Below are 18,754 nucleotides of genomic sequence, written 5' to 3' on the forward strand. Positions count from 1 at the left end.
TCCATTTCAGAAAGAAGTCAATTTTCAAATGTAAGATGGATTACACAGTTTACAGTCAATCAACCTTTTCTTTTAAATAGCCTCCATTTTTACTTCACACCTCATATCATTTGGTCGATAGAATAAGCATGGAATATGCTATTCTTTAAATAGATTACAAGAACTGGAGTGTAAAATAATGCGACAAGGTATAGGATTTTTAGTCATCTTGTTATGTTTTCCCGTACTGTGGATTTTATATTCCTTTATCCATACAGAGGTGCTATCTGCAGCCTCCTTTAATTCGGATTTAGAACGCTCCATTCAACTATCAAATCCTACAATAACCTCCCCTGTAGTGCTCTTAGATAACAAAGGAAAACTATTCTCAGAGGATTATATTGAATGGAGAGAGCCTCTTTCTTTGGAAGAGATCCCCTTATTTGCTCAGGAACTCTTTCTTCAAAGTGAAGATGAAGAATTTTATCAGCATATTGGCTTCAATTTCACTGCTATTTTTAGGGCTGTCTTTGCAAATGCATCTGCTCAGCAAATGGAACAAGGAGGAAGTACTATTACTCAACAGCTTGTACGCCTCCGCTATTTGTCTACTGAGAAAACGTATGAAAGAAAGCTAACGGAGTTACTATATGCGCATGAAATGGAAAAACAAACGAGCAAAGAGGATATTTTTACAAATTATTTAAACGAAATTTATTTCAGCAATCAAGTATATGGAATAGGAGCAGCCTCCACATTCTATTTTGGACGCTCAATCGATCAATTGAGTGAGGCAGAACTAGCTTTTATAAGTGCAATACCAAATAATCCAACCATTTATAATCCACTCACCAATTTTGATGCGACAAAAAAACGCCAGGAGCTTCTAATTGATGTCCTCGTAAAAAACGGTAGACTTACTGTCGAACGAGCAAATGAAATAAAACAAGCACCAATTAAATTAGTGACGAAAACTAAAAAGCAATTATATCCTGCATATAGCACGTTTGTGTTACATGAAATAGAAAGCCTTATTGCTCATAAAGAAGGCTTTAAGGACAAAATAGCAAATGCACAAAATGAACAGCAAAGGCAATTTATTGAAAATGAGCTAAAGACTCGTGTTGATGAAGTTATTTCCAAAGGAGTAACCGTGCATACTGCACTAGATCCTCTGAAGCAAGAAGATGATGAGCGGTATATTAATAGTCTATTAAGTAAAAAGTCGAATTTACAAGCTGCTTCTGTAGTTATTAACAATGAAACGAGGGAGATTGTAAGTATTTATGGTGGGAAGGATTACAAGAAACTAGACTTCCATAGAGCCTATCAGGCAATTCGTCAGCCCGGCTCTGCCTTTAAGCCGCTGTTAGTATACGCACCATTGTTTGAAACCACTACGTATACTCCCAATAGCTCTATAAACGCTGGAAAACTATGCATAGGCTCCTATTGCCCACAAAATTATGGTGGTGCAGTGTATGGTTATGTAACCATTCAGGAGGCATTTCGTTTAAGCCACAATACCCCAGCTGTTAGATTATTAGATATAGTCGGCATTGAAAATGCTTTTGCGAGACTCTCTCCTTTTCAGTTTGAAAATATAGAGGAAAAAGATCATACGTATTCTGCTGCGCTAGGTGGCTTAACAAAAGGGGTCACCGTGTTAGAAATGGCAGATGCCTATACTAGCTTTATCAATGGGACTTATAAGCCTGCACATGCAATTCAGAAGGTCGTAGATAAAGAAGGAAATGTTTTATATGCTTGGGAGGAGGATTTCCAAGAAGTATGGTCTTATAAAACAGCCCAAACAATGAGGGGATTGCTTGACCAGGTAGTAACAAACGGAACTGGAAAAGGTATTTCGGTCAACTCCTCTTACGTCGGTGCTAAAACAGGAACCACAAATGAGTATTATGACTACTGGCTAGCTGGCCTAACCGATACTTATACTTCAGCAGTATGGATTGGTTATGATTTACCTAAAAATATGAAAAGCATAGAGTCCAACAAAATACACCACCGAATTTTTAATCGAATTATGGATAAAAAAAATTGAGAAGCCAATGTTGAGCTTCTCTTTTCTTTATACACTTTTTATGAAGTTCAATATTTTCAAGTATAATACAGCTACCTCTTCTGGCGTTTCTCGATGTGTATGTGAAAGCCATTGCTCTATAAGACCTAATATGGCCGAAGCTGCAAATGCAGACAAATAATCTGTGGGAATCGTTGGATCAATAGATGACATCTCGGTTGCTTGATAATTTTCCTCGAATTGCTCTACAAAGAATTTTTTTAGCCTTAAATGAAACCCAGAAGTATTGTTTTTGGACAGTAAAACGATAAATTGGTCCACATGCATTTCGATATATCGGAATACTTCCATGGAAAAGCCTGCAACTTGTAATTGTTTCACCATTTCCACTTTATACTCGGAATCTATAGATTCAATATGTAATCGGAGACCTTCCAAAAGCTCTTCTTCTACTTTTTCGAGCAAGTCGTATTTATCAAGATAATGTAAATAAAAAGTTCCTCTGTTTATACAAGCACTATCTGTTATATCTTTTATCGATATCTTTATAAATTCTTTTTCCTTTAATATGGAAAGGAACGATTGTTGTATTTTTTTCTTTGTTTGCATATTCATTTTATCAAACACAGTATCCAAACCTTTGCCCCCTCACGATACAAATATTTAAGATATTACTATATGAATACTTCAATATTTCCTAGGCAATATTTGTCGATTATAAAAATGGCAGACTTGCAATAATCCCATTGTAAAGCTTAATAATTACATAAATAACTAACGCAAGAAACAAACTCCACACGATTATTTCAAACATAACTAGCCCCAACGTTCCAATGAGTGTCATCGAGTTGCTTAGCTTAAATACAACATATATAAAATAAATAAAAGCTGTAACTAAAAAGACAAGCATAAGAATTTGTATGGATTGAAATCCGACAGCTGAAATAATTGCTCCACATAGAAAAATGACATAGCCACCTCGGGCCTGCGCCATCGTTTTCCCCTCATAATCTTTTGAAAAGAATAGCATTCCGATCTCATGAATTGTCTCTGCAATTAATTTTAGGGCAGAAAAAAGCATGAAATAAATAAGGGCAAAGACAATTAGAACGAACAGCTTTATCTCAAAATCAGTAAGAAATTCTTTCATTCCATTGTACACACCAATAACCTTAAACAATTCAATTGCTTTAAACATAGTGTAGGTAGAAAAGGTTAAACTAAACAAAATGATTGTAATTAACGGAAGAAAGCCAAACACATAAGGGTTTTTCATTGTTGCTCCTCTAATCTATAGGAAATTCTAATACTTAGTATGATATCGGATGGTATCTCATTTTCGCAAGAGCCTATCAAAATATTCTCCATAATTTAGAATAAGCGAATAATAATTTTTCATAAAAAACTGCAATACCCTCCCGCCTTCTATTTTTAAGAAAACTACTCTCTATTTGCTGTTGCTTATATATAGGAAGGAAGTAATATGCCATGCAAACGCTTCATATTTGGAGTATAATTTTATTTATATACTTAAATATAATGTTGGAAGGAGGATTCCTATGTCCATGATTTTTGCAATATTCTTGCCTATTATTTTGGCTATTTTTATACCTTTATTGTATAAAAGAGCAAAAAGAATCCATACTGGCTGGTTTGTTCTAATCGCACCTTTACTTTTAGTAGTTTTATATGCAATGTATATTCCTTCAGTAATGGATGGAAAAACTTTTTCAGAAGAAATGCCTTGGATCCCATCACTCGATATTTCATTTGTCTCGTACATAGATGGCCTTAGCTTACTATTTTCTTTATTAATAACCGCGATAGGATCCCTCGTGGTTCTCTACTCTATCTTCTATTTAGATAAGGATAAAGAGAATCTAGGAAATTTTTACGTATACTTATTAATGTTTATGACGGCTATGCTTGGCGTTGTCCAATCTGACCACTTAATTGGGCTCTATTTTTTCTGGGAGCTAACTTCAATTTCATCATTCTTACTCATTGGCTACTGGTATACTCGCGATCGTTCTCGCTTCGGTGCATTGAAATCAATGATGATTACTGTATTTGGTGGATTGATGATGCTAGGTGGCTTCTTACTGCTAGGTATTATGGGAGAAACTTTCTCTATTAGGGAACTCATTTCACAAGCAGCTACTATGGCTGAGCATGATCTATTCGTCTGGGCATTAATGTTAATATTACTTGGTGCATTTACAAAATCTGCTCAATTCCCTTTCTATATTTGGCTTCCAGACGCTATGGAAGCACCAACACCCGTCAGTGCATATCTACACTCAGCAACTATGGTAAAAGCAGGATTATATTTAGTTGCACGACTTACTCCTATTTTCGCACTTTCTGAGGTTTGGGTATGGTTAGTTACTGGTGTCGGTATCCTCACACTATTCTGGGGATCATTCTTTGCAGTTAAACAAACTGATTTAAAAGCAATTTTGGCTTTTTCTACAGTAAGTCAGCTTGGATTAATCATGTCGTTACTAGGAATTGGCTCTATTGCGTATCACGTTACAGGAGATTTAGTAACGACCTACACATTTGCTACATTTGCTGCCATCTTCCATCTACTAAATCATGCAACTTTTAAAGGAAGTCTCTTTATGATTGCTGGAATTGTAGATCATGAAACCGGCACACGTGATATTCGTAAGCTTGGAGGGCTAATGAGTCTAATGCCAATTAGCTTTACAATTGCCATGATTGGTAGTCTTTCTATGGCAGGCATTCCCCTTTTCAATGGATTTTTGAGTAAGGAAATGTTTTTAGATGCGACCCTGTCGCTCCAGCATTTCGGTCTATATTCAATGGATACTTGGTGGATATTGATTCCAGTTGTTGCTTGGATTGCGAGTGTCTTTACATTCGTTTATAGCTTGTACTTTGTCCTACACACGTTCCGCGGAAAACATACACCTGAGTTGCTGCCGAAAAAAGCGCATGAGGCTCCTATTGGTATGCTTATTTCCCCTGGAATATTAGCAACACTTGTAATCGTGATATTTTTCATCCCAAATTTCTTTGGAAATACATTTATTAAGCCTGCGGTAGCAGCTATTCAACCGAGCGCATATGCTCTACCATCTGACGTAGGATTCAAAATAAAAGCTTGGCATGGATTTGACTCGCCCGCGTTATATATGACGTTAGGAATATTCCTTGTCGGCTATCTTTTATACAGAACACTCCCTAAGTGGAGCGTTGCCTACTCGAAGATGCCAACCAAAGTTTCATTGAACGCCATTTATGATTGGTTAATGATGCTTTCAGAGAGTGGTGCCAATCAAGTGTCCTCTTTATACATGAAAGGTTCCATCCGCTCCTACTTAATTTACATTTTTGGAGCAATTATCATTTTACTTGCAAGTACTATGTGGATAAAGGATGCATTTGTCATTAGCTTTGATAACTTGGCACCTATTAAGTTTTTTGAAGTATTGTTATCTTTATTAATTATTATTGGAACACTTACAATATTAATTACTAAGTCTAGACTTACAGCGATTATTGCATTGGGAGCTGTCGGATATACTGTTGCATTGTTTTTCATCATATTCAAGGCACCTGACCTAGCTCTTACTCAGCTAGTAATAGAAACAGTTTCTGTGGCACTATTCCTTGGTGCATTCTATCACCTACCTAAATTAAACAAGCATGAAAAAGGTAAGGAAGATCGTAAATTCCGTTTAACTAATTTTCTAATAGCCCTTGGTGTTGGAATTATGGTTACCTTAATAGCTATTTCTGCACATTCTCAAAAACTCGTTCCTTCTATATCGGAGTACTACAAAGAAACCGTATATAGCGAGGCGGGAGGCGGGAATATAGTAAACGTAATTTTGGTAGATTATCGTGGTTTTGATACATTATTTGAAATTAGCGTACTTACTATTGCATCTCTAGGAATAATAGCAATGATTACACTGAGATTGGCAAAAAAGAAAGGAGAAAGAAAAGTTGAAAACAAATGATTTAATCATCCAAACAACAACAAAAGTAGTCTTTTTTATCATTTTTCTTTTCTCCATCCATATCTTTTTTGCAGGTCATTATACACCTGGTGGAGGCTTTGTCGGAGGTCTGTTAATGTCTAGCGCAATAGTCCTCCTTTTGCTGGCATTCGACTTAAAAACAGTCCAGGATATGCTTCCTTTAAACTATACCGTTGTCACTGCAGTTGGACTTGTTATAGCCCTGGCTACCGCTGCAGGTTCTATTTTCTTTAATGTTCCGTTCTTCACTCATGTATATGATTATTTCAACCTTCCTTTACTAGGGAAAACATCCATCCATACTGCTATGTTTTTTGACACAGGAGTATATTTAGTTGTTGTGGGTGTTACAATGACAATTATTCAAATGATAGGAGGAGATGAATAATGGAAATTATGATGTCCATTTTAATCGGCTTTCTATTTATGGCTGCAGTGTATTTAATCCTCTCACGAAGTTTAATTCGGATTATTATTGGTACAGGTTTACTGAGCCATGGAACCCATTTGCTTCTTTTAACAATGGGTGGCCTTGGAGGAAAGTCTGCTCCGGTCTTAGCTGATGGAGTAACCGACTATGCTGATCCACTTCCGCAAGCCTTAATATTAACGGCTATTGTAATAGCTTTCGGTGTTACAGCATTCTCACTAGTTTTAGCCTATAGAACGTATAAAGAAGTGGGAACAGACAATATGGAACTTATGAAAGGATCTGAAGACAATGATTAATCTATTATTATTCCCAGTCCTCATCCCTTTCTTGTTTGCGGCAATTCTTTTATTTTTCCCTAAAAGAATAAAAGCGCAGCGAATGGTCACTATTATTGGATTGCTGATGGCACTAGTATCGGCCTTTACATTACTCTTTAAAGTAAAGACAGATGGTGTACAAACCCTTACCCTAGGTAGCTGGGCTCCACCATTTGGGATTACAATGGTTTCAGATATGTTTTCAGCTCTTTTAGTAACCTCTTCTCTTATCATCACCTTATTTGTTGTATGGTATAGCTTTACTTACATGGATGAAGCTAGAGAAAAGTCGTTTTACTATCCAGCTATCTTATTTATGTTAACAGGTGTTAACGGAGCATTTACAACAGGTGATATTTTTAATCTTTTTGTATTTTTTGAAGTATTGTTAATGGCTTCATATGTACTAATTGTGTTGGGTGGAGAAAAAGTACAATTAAAAGAATCTATTAAATACATAATAGTTAATATTGTCTCTTCGTCCTTATTCGTTATTACAGTGGGATACTTATATTCCGTAGTCGGGACATTAAACATGGCTGATATTTCCGTTAAATTGGCCGAGATTGGCGAGGTAGGAATTGTAACACTAATCGCTGTATTATTCTTGATAGTATTCGGGATAAAGGGCGGTATTTTCCCTCTTTTCTTCTGGCTACCAGGCTCTTATGCAGCACCGCCAGTTCCTATACTTGCTTTGTTTGGCGCATTGCTTACTAAAGTCGGCGTATATGCTATCATGCGTACCTATACTTTGTTCTTTACAACCGACGTTGGATTCACTCATGAACTGCTCATGATACTCTCGATTATTACGATCATCGTTGGATGTATAGGTGCACTTGCTTACTTTGATTTAAAGCAAATTATTATTTATAATATCGTCATTGCAGTAGGAGTCATCTTATTCGGGGCTTCTATTATGAACGAAAATGGAATGATTGGTTCTGTCTTTTATTTAATCCATGATATATTGATAAAAGGTGCTCTGTTCCTATTAATTGGCATTGTCATTAAAATTACAGGCACGTCCAATTTACGAAAAATGGGTGGATTGATGAAGAAATATCCACTTCTTGCTTGGAGTTATTTAATCGCAGCATTTGGTTTAGCTGGAATTCCTCCGTTAAGCGGCTTTATTGGTAAGTTGTTAATCGTTCAAGGTGGCTTCGAAGGGGAATTATTATGGCAAAGTATTTTTATCCTACTTTCCAGTCTCATCGTATTACTTTCCGCTATACGGATTTTCATCTATGCATTCTGGGGTGAGCCAAAAGGCGAATCCTCTTACTTGGATGCCATATCCTATAAGCGTTTATTAGTTCCAACAATTGCACTAGTTGCTGTTACCGTTTTGTATGGCGTTGGAGCCGAATTCTTAGTGCCACTTATGACTGATGCATCCAATGTGTTATTAGATCCTTCCTTATATGTTGATGCTGTCTTTGAAGGGGTGAAATAATGGCTTTTCAAATTTTGTTAAATGTATTTATAGCCCTTACGTGGATGTTTCTATCCATATCATTTAAACCAACTACTTTTATAGTAGGATATCTGCTCGGTTTGCTAATGCTTTTCATGCTAAGAAAATCCTTTAAGTCACGATTCTATATGGATCGTGTATGGGCTGTTATAAAATTAGCATTCTTATTTTTAAAGGAGCTAATACTTTCTAACTTCTCTGTTTTAAAATTAATCGTGAAGCCAGAAATGCCTATCCGTCCGGCAATCTTTGCGTTGGAAACGGTATTGACTGAAGACTGGGAAATAACCTTGCTGTCCAGCCTTATAACGTTAACACCTGGTACGGTAGTTATTGATGTTTCGGATGACAATAAAACGTTATATATACACTCTATTGAGTTTAGCAATATAGACGAAGCAGTGAACTCCATACGCGATACTTTTGAGAAAGCAATATTGGAGGTGAGTAGATCATGATAACTTTTTTATGGGTAATTGTCGTGCTTATCAGCGCTGCTTTACTAGGCTTCATTTATCGTCTTGTAAAGGGGCCTACTACTCCAGACCGGGTTATTGCCTTGGATGCAATTGGAGTTGGCCTGATCTCATTAATCGGCCTGATTTCAATCTTATTTGACACTCCATTCTTTTTAGAGGTCATCCTCTTATTGGCCGTACTTTCCTTCATTGGGACTGTAGCGTTTTCTAAGTTCACGGAGAAGGGAGAGATCATTCAACGTGACCGTAATAGCTAATATATTCATCGTAGGTACTATATCCTTTGGAACTATTTTCATCTTAGTGACTGCAATAGGCTTGTTTCGTTTACCAGACGTTTACACAAGAGCCCATGCTGCTTCCAAAAGTGCAACGCTCGGAGTGATGAGCATCTTAATAGGAGTGTTCCTTCACTTTTGGTTAATCGAAGGTACATTTAATTCTCGAATTTTACTTGGTATCTTATTTCTCTTCATTACTGGTCCAGTCGGAGGTCATATGATGGGAAGAGCCGCTTATTATTCTGGTGTAGAATGCTGTGACCTTACAGTGCGAGATGATTTAGAAGAAGTTGTGGAAGAGAAAAGAAAGAATATGAAGGTAAAAACAGATACGAATTAGCTTCGAATTCATGCTTAACAAAAAAGTGCAAGCAAAGTTGGTTAACGCTTTGCCTGCACTTTTTATATTTTGTACAACTTAGCTCCATTGCTCATCTTTTATATTCGAGGTGAAATACCTTCCATAAAAAAAGCTTTTGCAAAACGTGATCCTCCACGAATTGCAAAAGCTTTTTTATACTAGTTAATAGTACGGGGAGTATGGTGAACCGTAGTAAGGATAAGGCTGGTATGGATAAGGTTGATATGGATATGGATATGGATATGGTTGTCTTGCACCAAATCCAATGATGGAAGAACCTAAAAGCCCTCCCACAAAGCCTCCTAATAGCGGAGCTCCAAATCCACCAAATCCACCACCAAAACCTCCGTAACCTCCATATCCTCCTGGACCCCGAGGACCTCCTGGACCTCTTCCCCCATAACCACCGCGTTGATATCTAACCATAATGTCCCTCCTTTCAACACAGTGTATGCTATGTGGGATAAGTGTCCTGTGCGTTTATCCTACTCTTCGTCTGCCATTCTTTCAATAAGCGTTGCTAGAGTACGTACCATAACACCAGTACCGCCTTTTGGTCCAAAATCATATGCTGCTTTTGCATCGGATGTACCTGCGATATCTAAGTGAATCCATGGTGTATCTTCTACAAATTCTCCAACGAAACCACCACCGAAAATCATATGACCATCTCCTCCAGGAGAGTTGTTCAGATCTGCAACGTCACTTTTACGAATGCGTTTCTTATCATTTTCAGTTAACGGAAGTCTCCATACAAACTCTCCTGTTTCCAAAGAGGATTCCATAAAGGTTTCAAAGAATTCTTCATTGTTTGTTAGTGCTCCTGTTTTGTCGAATCCTAATGCGGTGATTACTCCACCTGTTAAAGTAGCTACATCGACAATGTAATTGGCTCCTTGCTGTTTTGCATATGTTACCGCATCTGCAAGAACTAAACGTCCCTCTGCATCTGTATTAAGAATTTCAATCGTTTTACCGCTCATAGAAGTTATAACATCATCTGGCTTAAATGCATTACCAGAAATCATATTGTCCGTTGAAGCAATTACAGCTATAACGTTTTTATTTGGACGAAGCTCACCAATAATTTGCATAGCACCTAGAACTGCTGCTGCTCCACCCATATCGCCCTTCATACCAACGATACCAGTTTTTGTTTTAATAGAGTAACCTCCTGTATCGAAAGTAATCCCTTTCCCTACAAGTGCTACCACATCATCCCAGTTATCTGTGGCTTGATATTTCAAAGCGATTAAACGTGGTTCTTCAACTGATCCTTGGTTCACAGCCAATAAAGCTCCCATACCAAGCTCTTCTATTTCTTTCTTACCTAATATTTCTGTTTCAAAGCCATATGTCTCACCAAGCTCTCTTGCATACTCTCCTAGTTGTGTAGAAGTCAGCACGTTCCCTGGTGTATTCACTAAAATTCTAGCTTCATTAACCGCATCCGCATAAATACTTCCTACTTCAAAGTAAGTTGCAGCTTCTTCTAAATCAGTATCTGTTAAAAGCTCGATAGCTGGTAAATAATAATCCGGCACATTAGAGGTTGTTTTATAGCCTTCATAAACAAAAGCTCCCATACCAATACCCTCACCAGCTAAATAAGCTACATCAGCTTCTGTAGCGCTTTCAGAGGTAAATGATGGAACCCAGACTGCAAGGGATTCAGGCTTGCTAGAAAGTAGCTCTTTCCCTACTAAACCAAATGCTTCTCGAATATTTTCTTGTGTTAACTTTTTACGATCTCCAAGCCCTACAAATAATATTCTTTTTACAGTTTCTTGACCTGCTATTGGGACTTTAACTATTTTTTTCGAGTCTGATGATATGTCACCACTTTTTACCCAATCAAGAATGTGATTTCCATACATATTTAATAATGCATCCCATTTCTCTGTATTTTCAGGATGCTTAGGAATTCCTACCACTAGTGTTTCGGATTGTACTTCTTCGAATGTTACATTGTTAGTGCTAATAATCATCATTTTTCCCCCTACATAATTTGGATACATTCTTATTATATAGCAACGAGAATGATTTTTCGAATAGTGAGAATATGTTATACTAAAAGTAACAAAGTTTTACAAGGAAGGCGGTGTCTGCTGTGGCAATTCTCCAAAATACTCCACTATTAGCTGCTCTTTTCTCCATCTTCTTTGCCCAGTTCGTGAAAATACCAATACATTTTCTGGTCACTAAAAAGATAGATTGGAAATTATTCACTTCTACAGGTGGAATGCCAAGCTCTCACTCGGCTGCTGTAACGTCATTGTGTACAGCTATTGCTTTTGAAACGGGATTAGACTCTACCCTTTTCGCAGTTGCTACAGTGTTCGCAGTAATAGTGATGTTTGATGCAACAGGTGTTAGATTTCAAGCCGGTCAGCAAGCCATCATTATCAATCAGATGCGTGTAGATTTTCAAACTTTTGTTAATCAGACAAAGGATTGGGGACACAAGAAGAGCGAGGAAAAGCTAGAAGAACTAAAAACTTTACTTGGACATAAGCCTATTGAAGTTTTTATGGGGGCATTAACCGGTATTTTAATATCCATAGTTATTTATACGGTTATTTTATAAGGCTATAAAGCTAAAAGTTGAATAAATAAAAATGAGCTGGGATATTTTCTCCAGCTCATTTTTATTTGATCTTCTTTTTTACTAAAGTACCTCTTAGTGTTTTAATTACTTAAAAGCCACTTCCCATTTATCATTTAACTGAACTCATTTTTTTTACTTATGAACCAAAATAATATAGTAAGAACAAGTAGGATGACAGGAGTTAAACCAACATATTTCCAAGCATTATTTGCCCCTAAAAAGTAATATGCTATCGGTATGAATGTAAACGTACTAATTAATAAGAATACCCAAGACTTTTTAACAAAACCAACCAATAAGGTTAAAATTGAAACAAACAATGAAAGTTGCCATAATAATAACATTTTCCCACTCCCATTTAACTTATTTGTTCTTCAGCAATATAATATTCATAAGAGGAAACACACAATTGATAAGAGAATAATGATCTTTGTAGCTTTCCAAAGGAATAATAGAGTGGATATCGCTTAAGCTGAAACCTCTGCATACAACTAGAAAACTGTTTGTGTATATTTATAAAAATCTTTTTTAAGCAGAGTTAGGTAGAGTGGCTCTATAACAAAAAAAGACAGCCTTGATAGGCCATCTTTCTAAAACATCTGATATCCACTTTTACGTAGCATTTTAATTACAATTCCTGCTAGAATTGCACCGACAAAACCACTTGATAAAATAACGATATCTGCCATATGTAGTGACATTAATTTTTCTCCTAGAGCAGAGAAGGAAGAACCCGGTTTTGTAAAGTAATCAAAAATCCCGACCTCATCAATAATAAATATCACTATAAGTGGATAAAGAATAGCTACAAACCAAGACATTCTAAGCAACATATTTAATAGGAAGGCGATTCCAAAAAACATTACTAGAAATATTAGAACTGAAAGAATCATCTGTGTAATTGTAAAATTCATAGTCATTAACCTCCGTTACATCTTTAAATAGTTTACCTTAACGGAGGCAGGTATTCAATCCAGTTATCTCTTTTCACATTTTTGTCAAAAAGCCTTATTATTATTTCTTGCCAGTGCCCTGACAACAGCCACATGTTTCGGATCCTCCAAGCCTTAATTGAAAGTACCCTTCCCCTTTACAATACGGACATGATTTTGAAGTTACTTCTTGTAATTTAGTCATTCTTAGCGCCTCCTCATTCATTTATTTATAATATTCAGATAATATATCATGTATTAATATATTTGTAAATGAACATCCTCTACTTTTTTATATAAATGTGTCTAAATAATGAAATTATTCTAATTATTTAATTTATTAGTAATTAAAACGTTTACCTTTTTGTTTGAAAAAAACCGAACAATTGAAAATGAATATTAGGGTTTATATGCTTTTATTAATACAGTAAATTATTTTTGGCTTATTTAGCGGATGCTTTTTATGGAGGTGAGCGTTAATACGTAAACTATTATATATGAAATTAACACATAATATTAATACGGCATAAAAAGCTATGCTAGCCCCTTATGCCGTATTAGTTTCAGCTTTTATTTTATGAATAATTTATAACTCGTATAACCAAATATATCCCCTGGATCTACACCATCTATAGTTGGAAAACCAACCTCTAAGGAAGCTGCTGCTAGCTCATGTAACATAACGGATGCGGTCTCATCAATCAATAAGTCTGTAGGATGAATCCACTTTGCCTCGTAAAGCTCTGACAGCTGGACCTGGATAATTGGCTCATCTGTTGTTGGTTCTAGAAGAAAAATAGCCATATTATCACTTATTTTCCCTTGCAATACACCACTTCTAAACCCAATCATATTGATGACCCTACAATTTACCGCTGTCTCCTCTAATACCTCTCTGAGCACAGCCTCGTCAACTGTTTCATTGCCATTTACAAAGCCAGCGGGAAGCGACCATTTACCTTCCAACCCACCGTATCGCTTGTTAACAACCAACCATTCGCCTTTACTATTTAAAACTAACCCAGCTACTCCTAGCCATACGCTACCTCTTTTATCTCTAGACATTTAACCAACTCCCTTAAGATAAGTGTAAGTGCCAATTTCCTTCAAGACAAGAAAATGGGGAAAATTAAAGGGAAAGTTCTTGTTACGGTTATTTTTTAATGGGTCTCAATTATCTTGTTTTTTATTTGTTCTATTAAAACCAAAAACCGCAGAAGAAAAAACAAATATAGCTGTGCATAACCACATAGTAATTCCATTCCACTGCCCCTCAAAAAGAACGATATTAGTTAAAATTATTAATTGCATCAAGCAAATTGAAATATATAAAACTAGTTTAGTTTGCATTGATTTCTCCCCTTTAGCTATTTACAGTGCATTAAAAGTTAAGCTTAAACATAACAAGCCTTTTATTATTCACCATTTTAATTATACTTGGATGTGATTAAGCTGAAAGAGCTTCTCCTAGTTTTTTTGTATTTTCCTCCACAAAAAAATCTCCTACTGAATAATTCAGTAGGAGGTTTGGTTATATTAATATTATAGTTTGAATTTACCTTTTTTGATCATCAATGGAACTCCACCGATCATGTAAAGAGCACGGTTATCAATAACCTTTTTCATAATAGAAGCTTTTGTACCAGTTAGCTTTCTACCCATTACGTCACCAATTGCATCATGCTCACCTAGAGAACATACTGTTCCTTTAAGCTCAGGAACGAATTCAGAAGTATTTTCACCCTTCATAAGAGCTACAATATTTTTAGCCACTGTTACAGCTTGTTGCATAGCAATTTGAGCTGTTGGTGGGTATGGACGATTAACGGCTTCATTAATCATTAACGCACAGTCCCCAACGATGAATACATCTGGGAAACCAGGAGCACGCATATCTTTTTCTACTTTAACGCGAGCACGCATATTTTCGATACCAGAAGTTTCGATTAAACGGTTTCCACGGACACCTGCTGCCCAAACAACTGTTCCAGCTTTGATGAATTCAAATTCCTCTTCACCTTTTTTAATCTTAACGCCTTCAGGAGTTGCTTCTACTACTGGTGTTCCAATAGAGAATTCAATTCCTTTTGCTTCTAGTTGGCGAACAGCATATTCAACTAGCTCAGGATCGAATCCTGGTAAAACCATAGGTGCTGCTTCAACACAAACAACGCGTACTTTTTCTTTTGGTACATCATATTCTGCACAAAGCTCAGGAATACGATTCCCTAACTCTCCCAAGAATTCGATACCAGAGAATCCAGCCCCACCTACAACGATTGTTAAACGAGCATCATCTCTTGTTTCTTCTGTAGACCATGTAGCAAATTGGTACTCGATATGGTCACGGATTTGACGAGCTGCATTTACGTTTGCGATAGATAAAGCATATTTATCTAATCCAGTAATTCCAAATGTTTCGCCTTCAAAGCCTAATCCAATTACAAGGTAATCATATGTGTATTCCCCAGCACTTGTTGCTACTTTTTTAGAGTTTACATCAATACCTTCAACTGTAGCTTTTACGAATTGAACTTTTCCTTTATTGATAACGTCTTTAATATCGTAACGTACTTGATCTGGACTTAACGTACCAGCTGAAGCCTCATGTAACCAAGTTGATTCGTAATGATAATCGTTTTTATTTATTAAAATTATATCTGCTTCATCTGTACCTACTAATTTTTGAAGGTTTACTACAGTAGATAATCCACCGTAACCTGCTCCTAATACTAGAACTGTTGGTCTTTTCACGAAGATCGCAACCACCTTTTTTTATTTTTTATAACAACCGAATGATTCATAAATCTCGTTCATTCGTTTTTAGCTTGTCATTTTTCCGACAAATTTCACACTATACCTATTTTAGACCTTTTAGAATAGGATTTCAACACTATTTAACAACATTCTAAAGGTAGGAATAAACAGATAATTGCTAGTATTTATTAAAAAGTTCAAATGCAAGTTTAACTAACATGCAAATAAGGAAACTATTCAGTCCTTTTAGCTTTCTCCTTTTAAGAGCGTATATGCTTTTTTATTTATAAAAAAGAACATTTTCTAATGCAAGAAAATGTTCTTTCATTTATTTAACAGCTTTCAGGTGTGCCTTCTTTTTTAGCAGTTCTAAACGATGAACCACAGCCACAGGAAGCAATTGCATTCGGGTTATCGATCGTAAAGCCTCCGCCCATCAACGATTCTTTATAATCGATGACCGTTCCAGTAAGTATAGATGCATCTTCCTTGGAAACAATGATGTCTAGTCCATGCTGATGCAAAACTAAATCATCTTGATTTTTCTCTTTTTCAAATCCCATACCATAGGAAAGTCCGCTACATCCACCACCGTTAACGGAAACACGTAGAAGTGAACCTTCCTCCTCATTGTGGACCATCATCTCTTTAACGCGGTAAGCTGCCGCTTCAGACAAATTAACTACTTCTGTCATCTAGATCACATTCCTTCCTTATGTATATATAATATCAATGTTTTCACTATCTATACAAGGAAAACTACTCGAAACTGACATCGCTTTCTACATATTTTTACAGTATAATAAAAGAAATAACAGGCTGCTAAGGGGAAAGAGTAATGGAAATACTTCCGTATTATCAAAAAGAGGTAGTATGCTTACACTGTAAGAATAAATTTAAGTCAACTAAGATTCGTTCGAAATTTATAAAGCTAGAAACCCATGATACAGACTTTCAACCAATCTACCAGAATAAAGAGATCAATCCATTACTTTATAATGTATTTGTATGTGAGCACTGTGGCTTTTCGTTTACAAATGATTTCACAAAATATTTTGCTCCAAGTGTAAAAGACGCGATCAAGGAGAACATAACTAAACAATGGACATCACGTTCGTACGGCGGTGAAAGAACGATTCAAGAAGGGATCACTGCTTATAAGTTAGGAATATTATGTGCTTCTTTAAAGAAAGAAAAATTTGTATCCATAGCCGGATTAGCATTACGAGTTGCATGGCTCTACCGTATATTAGGACAACAAGATGAGGAAAAAAGATTTCTAGAAATAGCAAGAGATCGCTATATCGATTCATATTCTAGGGAGGATTATAGTGGAACCCAAATGTCTGAGATACGAGTTCTTTACATGATAGCAGAGCTATCTAGACGAGTTGGAGCAAGAGATTTAGCTACACGTTATTTTTCGATGATCCTAGAAAAACAAAGCTCATCTGTTGAACCTTCACTTATTGAGATGGCCAAAGAACGCTGGCAGGAAATGCGCACATAAAGAAAAAGAAGCCAGTTAGGCTTCTTTTTTCATATTTATTGGGATTAAAATACTTGTTCTACTTCTACGATACCCGGTACTTCCTCTAGTAAAGCGCGTTCTATACCAGCTTTTAAAGTGATCGTAGAACTTGGGCAGCTTCCGCATGCTCCTAAAAGTCGTAGTTTTACAATGCCGTCTTCAACGTCAACAAGCTCGCAGTCCCCACCGTCTCGTAGTAAGAATGGGCGCAATTTATCTAAAACTTCTTGAACTTGTTCATTAATTGTATCAGTCATATAGATCGACTCCTTTCACTACAATCATTATAGAATAATTGCTGATTAAATGGAAGTGTTTACTCCCGTAAAACATCCTCGGTAATTAGTCTCCCCTAAGATTCATGAAATATTAGATTTCCTGTTTTGTTAGCTAAATTTCTGAATTTTTTTACACATATTTTTTCTTTGTGTTAATTGAGACTGTTGCATAATTACTACTGTTTTAAACCGTGACATTTATTTACTTTCTAAAAAAGGGCTTTGTTAAAGACAAGGGTGTAAACCATTAGTTGCCCCTTAGAAAATACGTTTATTTTGTTTATAATCACTTAAATATTTATTGAGCACAACACGAAGATAGGCATTTTTAGAATTAAAAGGCTGTCCCTAAAATGACTGAGCACTCTAATTGTTTTCGTACCACGCACTAATATTATTGCCTTTTACGGTAGCATTTCTTCTTGGGGAACGCCATTTGAAATAAAGTTTTGTTCGTTACTATTGATTCTTGGAATAATCTCGAACTTGCGTATGAAGTAGTGTAGTGCTTAAAACTAAAATCTTATAATTGAATACAGAGAAATGTCCCTGCTTTTAAAATAAAAGTAGGGATTTTTGGCGTTTTAATAGAATTGGGAATGAAAACCAGGCACTTATTGAGGTAAAGAACCTATTAGTTTAATATGAAAATAAGTCATTTAATAAGAATTTCCCTAATCAATCATATGGGATGCTCAACCTGTTATTACTTAGCTACTTTGTCTTTTTTAGAAGTGTGTATTTTTATGTAAGGGCAAGGAAAACAGAAAGAGAAGAGATATAATCACACAAAATTATCAACCAAGAATAAAGGAAATTGATTTTCGCCACCTTTTGACAGCTTTTCAGTAACCCCTTTATAATGTAATGTGTAGGGGATAAGGATTAAACAGATAAAGGGGACAAGTAATTTATGGCACAAGAAAAGCTCACTGTAGAAGTTTACGGTGCTGATATAGTATGCGCAAGCTGTGTGAATGCACCTTCTTCAAAGGACACGTACGAATGGTTAGAAGCCGCTATCAGCAGAAAATTTCCAGAACATCAAATAACATTTTCATATATTGATATAGAGCAGCCTCTAGAAGACGAAAAACAACAATCGATTGCCAATCAAATTGCCAATGATGAGTTTTTCTATCCACTAATAATGATTAACGAGGAAGTAATAGGTGAAGGTTATATTCAATTAAAGCCAGTATTCTCGGCTCTTGAAAAGTACGGATATATAGCAAACTAAATAATCGCAAAAAGCTTAGAA

Annotated in this window: 23 protein-coding genes; 11 read left to right on the forward strand and 12 right to left on the reverse strand. The window is 36.1% G+C overall.

Annotation, left to right across the window (positions count from 1 at the left end; translation table 11 throughout):
- The first annotated feature begins 178 nt into the window (after window positions 1–178).
- Entirely contained in the window at window positions 179–2,041 is a 1,863-nt protein-coding gene (locus NSQ95_RS13340; protein WP_342559728.1) for a transglycosylase domain-containing protein, read from the forward strand.
- Between the two features lie 27 nt (window positions 2,042–2,068).
- Here NSQ95_RS13340 and NSQ95_RS13345 read toward each other — a convergent pair whose 3' ends face one another.
- Window positions 2,069–2,647 carry a TetR/AcrR family transcriptional regulator gene (locus NSQ95_RS13345; protein WP_342560814.1) on the reverse strand — a complete coding sequence of 193 codons (579 nt, stop codon included), beginning with the start codon at window positions 2,645–2,647 and terminating at the stop codon, window positions 2,069–2,071.
- An 88-nt stretch (window positions 2,648–2,735) separates the two neighbouring features.
- Window positions 2,736–3,296 carry a DUF5366 family protein gene (locus NSQ95_RS13350; protein WP_340882873.1) on the reverse strand — a complete coding sequence of 187 codons (561 nt, stop codon included), beginning with the start codon at window positions 3,294–3,296 and terminating at the stop codon, window positions 2,736–2,738.
- 283 nt (window positions 3,297–3,579) lie between these two features.
- On the opposite strand from NSQ95_RS13350, the gene NSQ95_RS13355 reads away from it, so the two are divergent.
- The 7 genes from NSQ95_RS13355 to mnhG are packed head-to-tail and all read left to right on the forward strand — an operon-like array spanning window position 3,580 to window position 9,366.
- The gene (locus NSQ95_RS13355; protein WP_342559729.1) at window positions 3,580–6,012 is read left to right on the forward strand and encodes a Na+/H+ antiporter subunit A; all 2,433 of its coding nucleotides are present in this window, start codon (window positions 3,580–3,582) and stop codon (window positions 6,010–6,012) included.
- Window positions 5,999–6,421, forward strand: coding sequence for a Na(+)/H(+) antiporter subunit B (locus NSQ95_RS13360; protein ID WP_298473797.1), 423 nt, complete (start codon window positions 5,999–6,001; stop codon window positions 6,419–6,421). Before NSQ95_RS13355 ends, NSQ95_RS13360 begins: the two co-directional genes overlap by 14 nt.
- Complete coding sequence (locus tag NSQ95_RS13365) at window positions 6,421–6,762, forward strand: Na(+)/H(+) antiporter subunit C (RefSeq protein WP_169359664.1); 342 nt, start codon at window positions 6,421–6,423, stop codon at window positions 6,760–6,762. Before NSQ95_RS13360 ends, NSQ95_RS13365 begins: the two co-directional genes overlap by 1 nt.
- Window positions 6,755–8,245, forward strand: coding sequence for a Na+/H+ antiporter subunit D (locus NSQ95_RS13370; protein ID WP_342559730.1), 1,491 nt, complete (start codon window positions 6,755–6,757; stop codon window positions 8,243–8,245). Before NSQ95_RS13365 ends, NSQ95_RS13370 begins: the two co-directional genes overlap by 8 nt.
- The gene (locus tag NSQ95_RS13375; protein WP_298473804.1) at window positions 8,245–8,724 is read left to right on the forward strand and encodes a Na+/H+ antiporter subunit E; all 480 of its coding nucleotides are present in this window, start codon (window positions 8,245–8,247) and stop codon (window positions 8,722–8,724) included. The genes NSQ95_RS13370 and NSQ95_RS13375 overlap by 1 nt, the downstream gene beginning before the upstream one ends.
- Entirely contained in the window at window positions 8,721–9,002 is a 282-nt protein-coding gene (locus tag NSQ95_RS13380; RefSeq protein WP_298473808.1) for a Na(+)/H(+) antiporter subunit F1, read from the forward strand. Before NSQ95_RS13375 ends, NSQ95_RS13380 begins: the two co-directional genes overlap by 4 nt.
- The gene (mnhG, locus tag NSQ95_RS13385; RefSeq protein ID WP_298473809.1) at window positions 8,986–9,366 is read left to right on the forward strand and encodes a monovalent cation/H(+) antiporter subunit G; all 381 of its coding nucleotides are present in this window, start codon (window positions 8,986–8,988) and stop codon (window positions 9,364–9,366) included. The genes NSQ95_RS13380 and mnhG overlap by 17 nt, the downstream gene beginning before the upstream one ends.
- Window positions 9,367–9,549: 183 nt before the next feature.
- On the opposite strand, the gene NSQ95_RS13390 is transcribed toward mnhG, so the two are convergent.
- Window positions 9,550–9,813 carry a hypothetical protein gene (locus NSQ95_RS13390; protein WP_342559731.1) on the reverse strand — a complete coding sequence of 88 codons (264 nt, stop codon included), beginning with the start codon at window positions 9,811–9,813 and terminating at the stop codon, window positions 9,550–9,552.
- Window positions 9,814–9,872: 59 nt separating this feature from the next.
- The gene (locus tag NSQ95_RS13395) at window positions 9,873–11,375 is read right to left on the reverse strand and encodes a leucyl aminopeptidase (protein ID WP_340882862.1); all 1,503 of its coding nucleotides are present in this window, start codon (window positions 11,373–11,375) and stop codon (window positions 9,873–9,875) included.
- Between the two features lie 122 nt (window positions 11,376–11,497).
- On the opposite strand from NSQ95_RS13395, the gene NSQ95_RS13400 reads away from it, so the two are divergent.
- Complete coding sequence (locus tag NSQ95_RS13400; RefSeq protein WP_169359658.1) at window positions 11,498–11,974, forward strand: divergent PAP2 family protein; 477 nt, start codon at window positions 11,498–11,500, stop codon at window positions 11,972–11,974.
- Between the two features lie 134 nt (window positions 11,975–12,108).
- Here the strand turns inward: NSQ95_RS13400 and NSQ95_RS13405 are convergent, their stop codons facing one another.
- The 7 genes from NSQ95_RS13405 to NSQ95_RS13435 form a co-directional block, all read right to left on the reverse strand.
- Window positions 12,109–12,339 (reverse strand): hypothetical protein, encoded by a 231-nt coding sequence (locus tag NSQ95_RS13405; RefSeq protein ID WP_342559732.1) that lies wholly within the window; start codon window positions 12,337–12,339, stop codon window positions 12,109–12,111.
- 246 nt (window positions 12,340–12,585) lie between these two features.
- Window positions 12,586–12,915, reverse strand: coding sequence for a YuiB family protein (locus NSQ95_RS13410; protein ID WP_340882859.1), 330 nt, complete (start codon window positions 12,913–12,915; stop codon window positions 12,586–12,588).
- 94 nt (window positions 12,916–13,009) lie between these two features.
- Window positions 13,010–13,132: a YuiA family protein gene (locus NSQ95_RS13415; protein WP_169359656.1), complete on the reverse strand. Its 123-nt coding sequence runs from the start codon at window positions 13,130–13,132 to the stop codon at window positions 13,010–13,012.
- 365 nt (window positions 13,133–13,497) lie between these two features.
- Complete coding sequence (locus tag NSQ95_RS13420) at window positions 13,498–13,992, reverse strand: NUDIX domain-containing protein (RefSeq protein ID WP_342559733.1); 495 nt, start codon at window positions 13,990–13,992, stop codon at window positions 13,498–13,500.
- Window positions 13,993–14,097: 105 nt separating this feature from the next.
- Window positions 14,098–14,277, reverse strand: a complete 180-nt coding sequence (locus NSQ95_RS13425) for a hypothetical protein (RefSeq protein ID WP_342559734.1) — start codon at window positions 14,275–14,277, stop codon at window positions 14,098–14,100.
- A 192-nt stretch (window positions 14,278–14,469) separates the two neighbouring features.
- A complete protein-coding gene (locus tag NSQ95_RS13430) occupies window positions 14,470–15,681 on the reverse strand; it encodes an NAD(P)/FAD-dependent oxidoreductase (protein WP_342559735.1) in 1,212 nt (403 codons plus the stop codon).
- A 335-nt stretch (window positions 15,682–16,016) separates the two neighbouring features.
- Entirely contained in the window at window positions 16,017–16,379 is a 363-nt protein-coding gene (locus tag NSQ95_RS13435) for an iron-sulfur cluster assembly accessory protein (protein ID WP_169359652.1), read from the reverse strand.
- A gap of 143 nt (window positions 16,380–16,522) precedes the next feature.
- Between NSQ95_RS13435 and NSQ95_RS13440 the strand changes: the two genes are divergently transcribed.
- Window positions 16,523–17,194: a DUF2225 domain-containing protein gene (locus NSQ95_RS13440; protein WP_342559736.1), complete on the forward strand. Its 672-nt coding sequence runs from the start codon at window positions 16,523–16,525 to the stop codon at window positions 17,192–17,194.
- A 44-nt stretch (window positions 17,195–17,238) separates the two neighbouring features.
- On the opposite strand, the gene NSQ95_RS13445 is transcribed toward NSQ95_RS13440, so the two are convergent.
- Complete coding sequence (locus NSQ95_RS13445) at window positions 17,239–17,472, reverse strand: NifU family protein (protein WP_144538629.1); 234 nt, start codon at window positions 17,470–17,472, stop codon at window positions 17,239–17,241.
- A gap of 934 nt (window positions 17,473–18,406) precedes the next feature.
- On the opposite strand from NSQ95_RS13445, the gene NSQ95_RS13450 reads away from it, so the two are divergent.
- The gene (locus NSQ95_RS13450; RefSeq protein WP_169359649.1) at window positions 18,407–18,733 is read left to right on the forward strand and encodes a YuzD family protein; all 327 of its coding nucleotides are present in this window, start codon (window positions 18,407–18,409) and stop codon (window positions 18,731–18,733) included.
- Window positions 18,734–18,754 lie beyond the last annotated feature (21 nt).

It is taken from the genome of Psychrobacillus sp. FSL W7-1457 (genome assembly GCF_038593405.1).
Classification (GTDB): domain Bacteria; phylum Bacillota; class Bacilli; order Bacillales_A; family Planococcaceae; genus Psychrobacillus.